General features: G+C 52.4%; 11 protein-coding genes. 6 read left to right on the top strand and 5 right to left on the bottom strand.

Translation table 11 applies throughout. The annotated features are described in order from the left end of the window. Positions 1–62: 62 nt before the first annotated feature. Genes AB3G37_RS09285 through ssuD form a run of 3 tightly spaced genes read right to left on the bottom strand, consistent with a single transcriptional unit; the run spans position 63 to position 3,757 of the window. Positions 63–1,478: an FAD/NAD(P)-binding protein gene (locus AB3G37_RS09285; protein ID WP_369790443.1), complete on the bottom strand. Its 1,416-nt coding sequence runs from the start codon at positions 1,476–1,478 to the stop codon at positions 63–65. After that, a complete protein-coding gene (gene sfnG / locus AB3G37_RS09280; protein ID WP_369790442.1) occupies positions 1,471–2,574 on the bottom strand; it encodes a dimethylsulfone monooxygenase SfnG in 1,104 nt (367 codons plus the stop codon). The genes AB3G37_RS09285 and sfnG overlap by 8 nt, the downstream gene beginning before the upstream one ends. Before the next feature lie 10 nt (positions 2,575–2,584). Next, a complete protein-coding gene (ssuD, locus tag AB3G37_RS09275; RefSeq protein WP_369790441.1) occupies positions 2,585–3,757 on the bottom strand; it encodes an FMNH2-dependent alkanesulfonate monooxygenase in 1,173 nt (390 codons plus the stop codon). 276 nt (positions 3,758–4,033) lie between these two features. Between ssuD and AB3G37_RS09270 the strand changes: the two genes are divergently transcribed. Continuing rightward, positions 4,034–5,923 carry an aliphatic sulfonate ABC transporter substrate-binding protein gene (locus tag AB3G37_RS09270; RefSeq protein ID WP_369790440.1) on the top strand — a complete coding sequence of 630 codons (1,890 nt, stop codon included), beginning with the start codon at positions 4,034–4,036 and terminating at the stop codon, positions 5,921–5,923. A 105-nt stretch (positions 5,924–6,028) separates the two neighbouring features. Continuing rightward, positions 6,029–6,976 carry an aliphatic sulfonate ABC transporter substrate-binding protein gene (locus AB3G37_RS09265; protein WP_369790439.1) on the top strand — a complete coding sequence of 316 codons (948 nt, stop codon included), beginning with the start codon at positions 6,029–6,031 and terminating at the stop codon, positions 6,974–6,976. A gap of 150 nt (positions 6,977–7,126) precedes the next feature. Here AB3G37_RS09265 and AB3G37_RS09260 read toward each other — a convergent pair whose 3' ends face one another. Beyond that, positions 7,127–8,167, bottom strand: coding sequence for a PLP-dependent cysteine synthase family protein (locus tag AB3G37_RS09260; RefSeq protein WP_369790438.1), 1,041 nt, complete (start codon positions 8,165–8,167; stop codon positions 7,127–7,129). Positions 8,168–8,667: 500 nt separating this feature from the next. Between AB3G37_RS09260 and AB3G37_RS09255 the strand changes: the two genes are divergently transcribed. Together AB3G37_RS09255 and AB3G37_RS09250 are read left to right on the top strand one after the other, a co-directional pair. Further along, positions 8,668–9,990 carry a cation:proton antiporter gene (locus AB3G37_RS09255; protein WP_369790437.1) on the top strand — a complete coding sequence of 441 codons (1,323 nt, stop codon included), beginning with the start codon at positions 8,668–8,670 and terminating at the stop codon, positions 9,988–9,990. A 3-nt stretch (positions 9,991–9,993) separates the two neighbouring features. After that, positions 9,994–10,212, top strand: a complete 219-nt coding sequence (locus tag AB3G37_RS09250; protein WP_369790436.1) for a hypothetical protein — start codon at positions 9,994–9,996, stop codon at positions 10,210–10,212. 129 nt (positions 10,213–10,341) lie between these two features. Here AB3G37_RS09250 and AB3G37_RS09245 read toward each other — a convergent pair whose 3' ends face one another. After that, a complete protein-coding gene (locus tag AB3G37_RS09245) occupies positions 10,342–11,463 on the bottom strand; it encodes an NADH:flavin oxidoreductase (protein ID WP_369790435.1) in 1,122 nt (373 codons plus the stop codon). 102 nt (positions 11,464–11,565) lie between these two features. On the opposite strand from AB3G37_RS09245, the gene AB3G37_RS09240 reads away from it, so the two are divergent. Together AB3G37_RS09240 and AB3G37_RS09235 are read left to right on the top strand one after the other, a co-directional pair. After that, positions 11,566–11,937: a helix-turn-helix domain-containing protein gene (locus AB3G37_RS09240; RefSeq protein WP_009635099.1), complete on the top strand. Its 372-nt coding sequence runs from the start codon at positions 11,566–11,568 to the stop codon at positions 11,935–11,937. A gap of 177 nt (positions 11,938–12,114) precedes the next feature. Further along, positions 12,115–12,834: an SDR family oxidoreductase gene (locus AB3G37_RS09235; RefSeq protein WP_369790434.1), complete on the top strand. Its 720-nt coding sequence runs from the start codon at positions 12,115–12,117 to the stop codon at positions 12,832–12,834. Positions 12,835–13,174: the final 340 nt, after the last annotated feature.

Here is a 13,174-nt window from a genome sequence, read left to right as displayed (position 1 = left end):
GCCCGGATCACAATAGTTATCTGAATAAATCAGGAAAAACTCACAAAAAAATCAGGAAAATATCAGAAGATTTTCGGTGAAGTTGGACATCGCTCAACCGGCTGGCTAGCGTGGATGTCCAGCAATTGACGAGCCACCGTTTCAGCATGTTCGGCAACCTGCGGCAGACCCATCAGCTCGCCAAAACGGCCACGCGCCGATGGACCCACCACGTAAAGATGCGGGTTGGCCTCGTTGTCGAGATTTAAGGTCTGCGAATCAGCATTGACAGCGATGCCCAGCGCCAGCGGATCGGCCTGAATCAGCCCCTGCGTCGCCAGTTGGTTAAGCAACGCATCGGTTTTTAGCAAGGTGCCGTGAGCCGGTCCGGTAGTGACTACCAGCTTATCGACGAGCAAAATCTTCGGTTCGCCGCCTCGTGGCTGCAGAGTCAGCCGCAAAGCATTACCTTCGGCTTTGGCACTCAGCAGACGAGCCGCCTGAAGCTGCAAACGCCCTTCACTGTGCAGCTGTTCAATCACCGCGCTGACCTGCGGTGCAATGCGGTAGCGGTGCACGTCCCACCACGGGCGGAGGTGGCGCAAAAAACGGCGCTGCTCGTTTAGGGAAAGTTGCTGCCACAGCTGTTGGCCGTGAAGGCGAATGTCATCCAGTACCAGCTGCCAAGGCAGGTTTTGCTCCGCCGCCTGCGCCACCTCCTGGCGGACCCGTCGCAACCAGCCGCGCGCGGTGCTGGCTTGTTGTTGCTGATAATTCAACGGGCGCGGTTCAAAAGAACCGCCGAGATTCGGGCGCGGCAGCTGGCCACGGCGGGAAAATGCCACCACCGGCCCCTGATGACCCAATCGATTTAGCGAAGCCACTACGTCAGACATGGTTAAACCGCTGCCGATGATCGCCACGCGATCCTGTTCTGCAACACGGTCCAAAGCATCAACCTCCCACGGATTGGCAATCACTGCCGGGTGATCTTTTAATGCTTCAAGCGCGCCGGGCAATGCCGGTGGAGGGTGGCTGATTGCCAGCACCACCTCATCAGCCTGGTAACGCTGGCCGGAAGCGGTGATCACTGTGTCGCCCTCCAGCGCCACCGCCGGCTCGCGGACGTGGGTCAACTCGACAGGAGAAGACGCTGCCGCGCGGGAAAGCTGTTCGGCGATATAAACACCAAACTGGCCGCGCTGCGGATAGACTTTGCCGTCGTGCCAGCGGGCCGCAGTATCTTCATTAAAAGCCTCGGTGGTTCGATACCAGCGATCAAAATCGCCCTCTTCGGCTGCTGAAAGCTGCATCCGCTCGGCTGGCACATTGATGCGATGCGCCGGATCCTGCGTGCCATAGGCCACGCCGCGCGCCAGCTGTTCACGGGGTTCTATCACCGTAACTTTCAGTCCACTAGCGCCGTTGCGCAGCAGGTGTACTGCCAGCGCGGTACCAGAAAAACCGCCGCCGACGATGACGATACGCCGGTCAGCCATGCGCCAGCTCCCGCTGCTGCTGGCGTTCCAATTCACGAACCCGCGGGATAACCTCGCGGCCAAAGAACTCGACCTCCTCATGGAAGTGCAGGAAGCCCAGCAGCATCAGACTGACGCCGGTATTTTTCAGTGCAATGATGCGCTCGGCAATTTGCTGCGGTGTACCAATCAGATTGGTTTTAAAGCCATCGTTATATTGGACTAAATCTTCAAGGGTGGATTTTGCCCAGTTACCTTCACCTTCAGGCGAAGCATTTCCGGCATTTTTTGCCTCATGGGCAAAGCCTTTTACCGCTTCGGGATTGGCCTGAGCCACAATTTCCTGCAATACCTGCTGCGCCTGCTGTTCGGTATCGCGGGCAATGACAAAACCGTTAACGCCTACCTTGACCTGATGCTGATTAGCAGCTGCTTTCAGCTGAATATCTTCAACCTGCTGGCGGATGCCTTCTACACTATTGCCATTGGTGAAATACCAGTCGGAGACACGAGCGGCCATGTCGCGAGCCGCGCGTGAACTGCCACCCTGGAAGATTTCTGGCAGCGGATTAAGCGGTTTTGGCTTCATCACATAGTCACGATAGCGGTAGAAATCACCGGCAAAATTAAACGTTTCCTCCTGCCAAATACCGCGAAGGCAGCGGATAAACTCTTCGGATCGCAGGTAGCGTTCTTCGTGGTCCAACCACGGCTCGCCAATCGCCTTAAACTCACCGCGAAACCAGCCGCTGACGATATTTACCGCGATGCGGGCATGGGTTAGATGGCTGATAGTGGCGATTTGTTTGGCCGCCAATGTAGGATTCCACGGACCGGGCAGCAGTGCGGCAATCACTTTCAGCTTTTCGGTAGCACCGAGTAGCCCCTGAGAAAAACTCACGGACTCATGCTGATTGTCAGCCCCGTAACCGGCGGTAAAACGAATTTGCGTCAGTGCGTAATCGAACCCGGCACGTTCGGCGATTTGCGCCAGCTTGCGGTTGTAGTCGAAATCCCAGCTGGTGCGCTGTTCAATATTGCTGATCACCAGCCCGCCAGAAACGTTTGGCACCCAATAGGCAAACTGAATAGGTTGATCGATTGATTGTTGGCTCATGAATAGTTCCTTAGCTGGCGCTGGTTTGTTTCACCGGACGGCGATCGCCACCGATGGTTTCGCCGAACGGCCCGGTATTCACCGTGCGCTGCTTTTTTTCGGCGTTAAAGGCCAGTGGCAGCAGCGGCATCACCAGTTCGGCAAAGCGATGAGCCTCTTCGAGGTGCGGATAACCAGAGAAGATAAAGTTCTCGATGCCCAGCGCCTGATACTCACGAATACGCTCGGCGACCTGCTGCGGATTACCCACAAGCGCCGTCCCCGCGCCGCCGCGAACCAGCCCGACACCGGCCCACAGGTTTGGCGCAATACGCAGTCCGTCGAGAGAACCGCCGTGCAGGGCGCTCATACGTGCCTGCCCGGTGGAATCCATGCGCGCAAAAATTTTCTGCGCGGCGGCGATAGTGTCTTCATCAAGATGAGCAATTAAACGGTCAGCGGCTGCCCAGGCTTCCTCTTCGGTTTCACGCACAATAACGTGCAAACGAATGCCGTAATTCAGTTTACGACCACGCGCGGTGGCACGTCTGCGCACCACTTCAAGCTTCTCTTTAACCTGCTCCACCGGTTCACCCCAGGTCAGGTAGGTGTCGATCTGATTAGCCGCCACGTCGATGGCCTCGTCAGAAGACCCTCCGAAATACAGCGGTGGGCCATCTTCCTGAACCGGCGGAAACAGCACTTCAGCGCCCTCGACATGAATATGTTCGCCGTGGTAATCAACTTTTTCGCCCTTCAGCAGGCGGGAATAAACGTCAAGGAATTCGCGCGTCACCTGATAACGCTCGGCGTGGCTGAGGAAAATACCGTCGCCTTTGTTTTCTACCGGATCGCCGCCGGTCACCACGTTGATAAGCAAGCGGCCTTCTGACAGTCGATCCAGCGTTGCCGCCATGCGTGCCGCCAGCGTCGGCGGTTGCAGTCCCGGACGCACCGCGACCAGATAACGCAGTTTTTTGGTAATCGGTGCCAATGCCGAGGCTACCAGCCAGGAATCTTCACAGCTTTTACCGGTTGGAATGAGCACGCCGTAGTAGCCGAGACTATCGGCAGCTAATGCAACTTGTTGTAAATAAGGTAAATCTACCGGACGGCCACCCTCAGTGGTTCCCAGATAACGCCCGTCTCCATGGGTCGGTAGAAACCAGAATACGTTGATGTTGTCCTGTACTGAGTCGCTCATTATCACTTTCCTATATAACGATATCTTAATTTATTAGATACAAAACATCCGTTTGGTTATAAAGGTTAAAGCAGGAAGTATGCCAAGACGGTAAAAATTTAAAATCAATAAATATCAATGCGTTAAAAATTATGCATGTCCAAAAATTTGTTGCAAATGCAACAGCCGCTGCCACCACGCTGCCGCATTTGCAACAAATCTCAATTTTGCCGTCTCGCTCAACGGCCAGTACAACGGTATTGTTTCTTACCGTTTACCAACCCGCTGGAGTGAAAGATGCAGAATCACGGCCCTACTTTGATCGATCCCGCGTCGCTCGCCTTTCAAAGCGTGCTTGACCGCCTCGCCCCTACCGACGCCACTGTGCTGATTGTAGGGGAAACCGGAACCGGCAAAGAGGTGGTGGCCCGTTATCTGCATCACCACAGCCCGCGCAGGCAGCAGCCATTTTTGGCAGTGAACTGCGGTGCGCTCACGGAAAGCCTGGCGGAGTCGGAACTGTTTGGTCATGAAAAAGGCGCATTTACCGGCGCACGCGATCGCCATCAGGGTTGGTTTGAAGCCGCCGAGGGCGGAACGCTGCTGCTGGATGAAATAGGCGAGCTGAGTTTACCTTTGCAGGTCAAACTGTTACGAGTGTTGCAGGAACGTGAGGTAACCCGGGTTGGCTCGCACCGCGCCGTGAAGGTCAATGTGCGGGTAATTGCTGCGACTCACGTTGATTTAGCGCAGGCGATCCGCGAACGCCGTTTCCGGGAAGATCTCTATTATCGTCTCAATGTTGCAGCCGTAACCCTGCCGCCGCTGCGCCAGCGTCGTGAAGATATTCCACTGCTGGCAGAGCACTTTCTGCGGCTGTATGCCCGTCGTCTCGGCCGCCCTCAGCTACAACTTAGCGACGAGACGATGGCTGCCTTGATGGAATATCCGTGGCCGGGCAATATTCGCGAGCTGGAAAATACCCTGCACAATGCCGTGCTGCTCAGCCGCGAAACGATCATTTCTCCACGCCAACTGCGTCTCAGCTCGGTGAGCGCAGACACTTTACCCGCCAGTGAACAGGCGCTGGACGACTTTATCCGTCAGCATCTGCAAAGCGGCAATCAGCAGATTTATCAACGAGTCACCGATGCACTGGTGCGCAATGCCTTTGAAATCAGCGGCAGCAATCAGCTGCAAACCGCGTCGCTGCTGGGGATCAGTCGTCACACACTGCGCACGCATCTGGGGCATCTCGGTTTAATCAAACCGCGACGCAGCCTCAGTGGCAACGGCCTGCGCAGTCACCGCAATCGCGCGCCCCATGAACGCGAGCTGCGGATTGGCTATCAAAGATTTGGCAATCTCGGGATTCTCAAGGCGCGACAATCGCTGGAACAGCAGTTCGCGGGCCGCGGGATTAGCGTGCTGTGGAGTGAATTCCCCGCCGGTCCTCAATTACTGCATGCATTGAGCAACGGCGAGATTGATTTCGGCACCACTGGCGAAGTTCCGCCGCTGTTTGCACAGGCCAGTGATAATCGGGTGCTGTATGTCGCCTGGGAACCTGCGGCACCGCAAAGCGTGGCGCTGCTGGTCGCGAATGAAAGCCCCATCGTAAATATCAGCGATCTGCGGGGTAAACGTATCGCAGTAAATAAAGGTTCCAACGTTCATTATCTGCTGGTGCAGATTCTCGACGAGGCAGGCCTGACGCTTGACGACGTGAGAGTCGTGTATTCGCCGCCTAAATATCCGCTGACGCCCAGCGATCACCACGCCGTTGATGCCTGGATGATGTGGGACCCGCTGCTCAGCGACGCCGAACGCTGCGGGCAACTGCGCGTTATCGCCAACGGCAGCGGGCGGGTGAACAATCATCAGTTTTATCTGGCGCACCGCGAATTTGCCACCCATTCAGGCGATCTGCTGCATCAGTTGATGGACGCGCTGGTGCAGACCGGGCGTTATATCGATGCCAACCGAAACGAGGCGGCCAGCCTGCTCTCCGCCGAGCTTGGACTGGCCACAGATTCGCTAAATCTTGCGCTGGCGCGCCGCAGTCATCAAACCCAGAGAATGGGTTTAGGGATTATCCGCGACCAGCAAGCCATCGCCGATCGTTTCTATGCGCTGGGATTAATTGCGCGTGCTATTAACGTTCGCGATGCGGTCTGGGCCGAGTAAAGCTTTCATCTAAGTTATGACTTTATTCTATTAAGCGCTTATTACGAATTTTGTTATATTTTTTCCACTACCGATCTTTCAGCTATAAGCTCAGGAAAACAATTAATGAAAATTTTAGTGCGTAGTGTGCTGTCTGCGGCAGTGCTTTTAGGTTCGATACCCTCGGCTAGTGCCGAGGCGTTGCCAAAAGTGGTCAATATTGGCTATCAAAAAGCCAATATTTTCGCGCTGCTGAAATATCGCGGCACGCTGGATGCCGATTTCAAGAAACAGGGTATTGCGGTTAAGTGGGTGGAATTCACCGCGGGTCCACAAATGCTTGAAGGCCTCAACGTCGGAAGTATTGACCTCGCGGCAACCGGTGATGCACCCCCAGTGATTGCCCAGGCGGCGAAGGCCGATCTGGTGTATCTGGCGCACTCTCCTGCCAGTCCGAAAACAGAAGCTATCGTGGTACCCGCAAATTCGACCATCAAAACTGTGGCCGATCTTAAGGGAAAACGCGTGGCGCTGAATAAAGGTTCTGACGTCAACTATTTGCTGGTCGCTGCGTTGGAGAAAGCCGGTCTGAGTTATAAAGACATTACCCCAGTATACCTGGCCCCAAGCGATGCCCGCGCCGCCTTCCAACGCGGAGCCATTGATGCGTGGGCTATCTGGGACCCGTTCCTGGCTGAAGTGGAAACCCATGCCAACGCCCGAGAAGTGACCAACGCCGTGGATTTGGTGCCACATTACACTTTCTTCCTGTCGAGCAGAAAATTTGCCGAAACTTATCCGCAAACCGCGTTGAAATTAATTGACGAGCTAAAGTCCACCAGCGACTGGGCAAACGCGCATCCTGATGAAACGGCAGAAATCCAGTCTACATCCACCGGTCTGGACAAGAAGATCTGGGCAAAAGCACTGGCGAGAATGCCGTTCGGCGCGGAGCGAATGACGCCGGAAGTGTTTAAACAACAGCAGATCATCGCCGATAAATTCAAGAGCACCGGACTACTACCGGTAAGTGTTGACGTAAATACTGCGACTTGGTCTCTGGATAAGCAGTAACTCTTTACTAAAATTCCATTGCGAAATTCTTCACTACAATGCTGCCCCGCTTTGTATTACCGCAGGGGCAGCATCTTCGCCATCAAAATAGCATCGGGTTAATACAATAAATTCTTTGGCATAATTTACTGGCAAACGCTAGTAGAATTCTTAGGCGCTGACACGGCTTTTGCGCAGGGCGTCGATTTTTATTTGCTCAACGCTGAGCGTGCTATCAAACAGGCCGGTCGACAGATAAGTCAAGCCACTGTCGGCAAGAATAGTGACAATACGCTTACCTTTATTTTCCGGGCGACGAGCCACCACTCGCGCAGCAAACAGTACTGCACCGGAAGATTCGCCAATCAAAATGCCATCGGTTGTTGCCACTTCACGAGCCGCCTGCACCGCCTGCCAACTTTCGATGGCGATAGCTTCGTCGAACAATTCTCTGTCCAACGTTAACGGCACCCGCTCCGGTAAAACGTGGCTAAAAGCATGAACACCGGTAATTTCTTTGGCCTCAGGATTGTCACGGTCAGGAATAGAATTCACGCCGGGTTCCACGGCAATCAGTTTGATATCCGGGTTAAGCTGCCTGAGATATTTCCCCGCCCCTGAAAGCGTACCGCCGGTACCCACCGAGGCGATAACAATATCTACCTGCCCGCCGGTTTGCTGCCAGATTTCAGGCCCCGTGTTGCGATAATGCGCCAAAGGGTTAGCCGGATTTTCCAATTGGTAGGTGAAAAAAATGTTCGGCTCTTTACGGATCACATTATCCGCCAGCCATTTGGCGGCGGCTACAAAATCGCCGTCGCTGTTTTCGAGTATTTTATCAAACCCCGGTACGTGACTGAATGGAATAATTTCGGCCCCAAACGCGCTGAGAATAGCAAAACGCTCATCGCTGAGTTTATCGTGTAAATAAACGCGAAATTTATAACCTTTTGCTGCGGCAATTGCCGCCAATCCAATCCCGGTATTCCCACTGGTTGTATCTACCAGCGTCACGCCGGGTTTTAATTTACCCGTGCGTTCGGCTTCTTCAATCATGGCCAGTGCAATACGATCTTTGATGCTGTGATTTGGATTGAAATACTCCAGTTTGGCAAGCAGGTCGACGTCCAAATTAAACCGCTCACTAAATCGATTAAGCCTTAATAATGGCGTATTGCCTACCAACTCGGTAATAGCATTGTGGATAGTCATGCTCAACTCCAAAATAATAATCAGACAAAAGGGATATCGGCACTCGGCAATTAAAGCATTTTGGTAAATGATTCCATCAATCCTGGGTCTCCACGGCATCGAGGATAAGCAAACGAGAGTGATTGATCTAAGTACCAGACAGCGCAGTGCGTTTATGTTTTAAATCAAATATTCCGCTTTTTGCGATAAAGGTAAATGCTCAATAACGGCAAAGCTAACGCTAAAAATGAATAAGCCAAGAGTGCAAATTCAAATGCACAAATGTTATTTTGACTCCCCACTAAACTTGCCACAATTAACGACTAATCAACGTTGATTTGAGAATTATTTTTTCCTGCCCGATTAGCAATATAACAAAAGCTCTGCTAGCTTTATTAGTCTTTTCCCCTGTGTTCTAAGCAACTTTGCCCGCCGCGTGCGGGTATTTTTTTGTCTGTACTATAATCAATATGCTAAGCCTTTATTTTTGCTATTTTTTAACCAGTTATTTCAGGGGAATCATGAACTATCTCGCATGGACAGCAGCAACAGGTGGGCTGCTACTGCTGATGTCACTTTCATTCGGTTGGATAAATCGTACTCCAATCCCCATTTTCGGCATTTATCTGCTGGTCGGAATTCTGTGTGGACCGTGGGGATTTGATGTTTTACGCCTGGACGTGTTAGCGCATTCAACTATTGTCAGCCGCGTAACTGAAATTGCCATTGCCACTTCACTATTTATAACCGGATTAAAAATTCGCCTGCCTTTAAGAGCCAGCATCTGGAAAATCGGTTTCCGGCTGGCCGGGCCGGGGATGATTTTAACCGTGCTCGGTATTATGATTATCGCGCATTATCTCACCGGAATTTCATGGCCAATATCTCTGGCCTTAGCTGCGGTAATTGCCCCCACTGACCCAGTGCTTGCCAGCCTTATTGCCATCAATGATTCGCGCGACGACGATAGTTTGCGGCTTGCCCTCTCAAGCGAAGCCGGGCTGAACGATGGTACTGCCCTGCCTTTACTGATGCTGGCGCTGCTTTGGCATAACGCCGACGGCGCGTTAAGCAGCATGCAATGGCTACACTGGTTCGCGGTTGACGTTCTGTGGGCCTTGGTCATTGGACTGGGTATAGGTTACGGGCTTGGCAGGCTAATCGGGCTCATCTCAACCCACTGGCGGCACGTACAGGGTGAGGTCGCACCGAGTGATTTTATCGCGCTGTCGCTTATTTGCCTAAGCTTCGCGCTGGCTATTTCCGTAGAAGCCTCAGGTTTCCTTGCCGCCTTTGCTGCAGGTGTTGGCCTGCGTAGCGCCGAGCTGAGAGTACAGCAAAAAAATCCCACTGCGGAAGATGAGGATGACAACCCTCCCGCCGAAATGATGATCAATCCGCATACGCGACATTCAATGGAAATTGAGCACCGAACGCCGCTAAAGTCTGTCGGACTCGTCATTGGCGATGCCCTGTCTTTCGGGGAAACCATTGAACGGCTGTTCGCAGCGGCTATTGTGATCGTATTAGGCGTTACGCTTGCTCAGCATTGGGACCCAATGGGGTTGGTGCTGGCATTTGCGATTTTTTGTATCGTCCGACCTTTAGCTGTTTATATCTCGACCTGGGGATCTTCTTATTCAAAACAGCAGCGTTTACTCTTTGGTTGGCTCGGGATAAGGGGTATTGGCAGCATAAATTATATTGCTTACGCCTATGCCAATGGTCTGCAAGGCCATGAAGCGATTATGATGACCAATCTGGCAATTACTATCATTACCGCCAGTGTGTTAGTCCACGGAATAACGGTAACACCATTGCTTAAATTTTGGAGCAGAAAATAACCAATGATGATATTTAACGTATTTGGTCGCTATCTTGGCGTGAAACGCGTCGAGCAAAGCTGGCAGGTCTTTCGCGTCGATATGTCTGAACGAAAGTATTCGCGACTGTACGAGATAATCATTCCTGAATATCTCGAAGAATACGAGATCGCGGGCTGGCTAGGGGATATATACCACGAAGCCGCCAGCCCGCAGCATCCTGATGTCTGGCGAGTTGAGTAATATGGGTATTCTGGCCCATTCCCCCGCCGCAACCTTGACGGAGCTGGCATTTTTATCCCGCACGCTTATCACGTACTTTCGGCATAAACGCGCCTCGGCCAAATAAGCTGCGTGACAAACAAGCGCTGATTAAACCAGTTCGGCCAACGCGGCGGCGGTAAAATCTTTCAACTCAGCGTGATTGCCAGTGCGGATTTTAGTCACCCACTGCGGGTCACTCAACAGTGCACGGCCCACGGCAATCAGGTCAAACTCGTTGCGTTCGAGGCGGGCGATCAGATTCTCGATGCTGGCCGGATGGGAAGTTTCACCGGCAAAAGCGCTCATAAAATCGCCCGCCAAGCCCACTGAACCCACGCTAATCGTTGCCGCTCCGGTGAGTTTTTTTGCCCAACCCGCGAAATTTAAACCCTGCTCCCCGTCAATTTCAGGAAACTCGGGTTCCCAAAAACGGCGCTGCGAGCAGTGAAGAATATCGACACCGGCCTCAACCAAAGGTAATAACCAGTCGGTCATTTCTGTAATCGTAGGGGCAAGGCGTACCGTAAAGTCCTGCTGCTTCCACTGGCTTACGCGCAAAATCAGCGGAAAATCAGGCCCGACGGCTTCGCGCATGGTTTTCACCACTTCGGCGGCAAAACGAGCTCGCTGTTTCAGCGTCGCGCCGCCGTAGTTGTCAGTACGCAGGTTAGTGCCAGACCAGAAGAATTGGTCGATCAAGTAACCGTGCGCGCCGTGGATCTCAGCCACGTCAAAACCTAGACGTTTTGCATCGGACGCAGCCTGGGCAAATGCGGAAATAGTGTCTGCAATCGCCTCTTCGCTCATGGCATCACCGCGCGGTTGATCGGGCGCGACAAGTGCCGATGGACTCTCTACCGGCGCATCGGGAACCCAATCCGACAGAAAACTGGCAACCGATCCCGTATGCCAAAGCTGTGGCCCTATCTTGCCACCGGCAGCATGAACATCGGCAGCTACTTTTTTCCAGCCAGCCAGTGCCTGCTCTCCGTGGAAGAAAGGAATATTGGCTTCGTTTCGTGAGGCAGGTCGGTTGATGACCGTGCCCTCAGTCAGAATCAGCCCAACTTCCCCCTCGGCACGGCGCTGGTAATAAGCCGCGATCTCTTGCCCGGGAATACCTTGCGTCGCAAAAGATCGCGTCATGGGTGCCATCACGATTCGGTTCTTTAATGTCAGGTTTTTCAAATGAAAAGGCTGGAACAGTATGTCTACATTGGAAGTGGTCACAGGCTAATACTCCGTTAGGGTTAGTAGCCTTGATAGTATATTGTGTATACTAGGTGTCAATTAGGCACTTAAAAGCTACCAGGTATACTCAAGGAAACTACCATGTCTGACGAACATCCCATTCTTATTCGCGCAAGCTGCCCGCATAGATTATTGCTGGACCAAATTGCCGATAAATGGTCAGTGCTGATACTCGCCATTCTGTGCCAGCAACCACGGCGTTTCAACGTGCTAAAGCGCGAACTGGAAGGCATCACGCAAAAAGCGCTAACCCAGAGTCTGAGAAAATTACAGCGCAACGGCATTATTGAACGTCATGTCATTGATACTTCGCCGATCGCCGTTGAATACGAGATAACGCCGCTTGGCCGCACGCTGAAAGTTCCTTTCGAGGCCCTGTTCAACTGGACTCAAGATAATTTGCCCGCAGTCGAGCGCGCACGGCAGGAATATGACAGTAAGCTCGAAAGCTGAGATTGTTTTTCCACTCAATGCCTTATCACTCATTTATTGCCAAGTTCGCTGCGCCGCATTGCCTGGGATAGCCGTATTATTCTGTTTTCCTGAATAGAGCTTCAACTTTCACCTCCATTATCAAAGCGGATTTGAAAGCGTAAAGTTGTTGAATACTCTCAACGACAGGAAAAAATCATGAGCCAACAACGTACATTAATCATCGGCGGCGCTTCAGGTATTGGCTACTCAGTTGCACAACTGCTGACCTCACGCGGAGATGCGATCGTTTTAGCTGGCCGCAATACGCAAAAACTTCAGCAAGCCGCTAAACAGTTGTCGGAGAAATCCTCAATCGACACTCTGACCTTAGATATTGCCAATGAGCAAGAACTGCGTGACTTAGCGAAAACCTTAGGCCCGGTTGACAATATCGTGGTGACGGCAGGGTCACAGGCACCGGGTGGCCCTCTCAGCTCAGTAGATCTTTCTGCGGCGAAACAGGCATTTGAAACCAAGTTCTGGGGCAGTCTGGCAATTGCTCAACACCTTGGCGGCTTGCTAAAGCCCGGCGGGACGCTGACCTTTACCAGTGGTTTTCTGGCTCGTCGAACAGTGGCAGGCACGATAGTAAAAACTGCGATGAACGCCGCTCTTGAGTCCGCGGTTAAAATCCTCGCTAAAGAATTATCGCCATTGAGGGTGAATGCCGTCAGTCCCGGGCTAACCGATACCGAAGCCTATTCGGCGATGGCTCCTGAAGCCCGCCAGCAAATGCTGGAAAAAGCTGCGGCCGCACTACCGGCGCAAAGATGGGGACGAGCAGAGGATGTGGCCAATGGCTATCTGTTTGTCATCGATAACCCGTTTGTTACCGGTTCCGTAATTGATATCGAGGGCGGCGCGCTGATTAACTGATCGCCCTCTCCATTATTCCATCCCACAACTCAGCTTTGTGGGATGTTTCGACCCGTCGCAAATCTTTTTTCAAAGACCCTAACTTTTGTAATTGTACAAAAGTGTTTTAACCCTGCAAAGGCTGTGGCATAAGGGTTGAAGCATATCCGCCTAATCTTTCCCGCTCTCTTGATTAAGTTTCTATATTTACTCAATGTTTTCATTTGTCTGCTGATGATTTTTTAACACTATTGTGGATGTTTTGCCCAAGTATAGCCTGTGCTAAGACTCTTACCACTTGCTATAAGTACATGAAAAATATGGTTTTTTTATTTTCTTTTTTATGGCAGACTAGCCGCCT

The sequence above is a fragment of the Rouxiella sp. WC2420 genome (assembly GCF_041200025.1).
Lineage (GTDB): Bacteria > Pseudomonadota > Gammaproteobacteria > Enterobacterales > Enterobacteriaceae > Rouxiella.
This window is presented reverse-complemented; position numbering and strand designations above follow the sequence as displayed.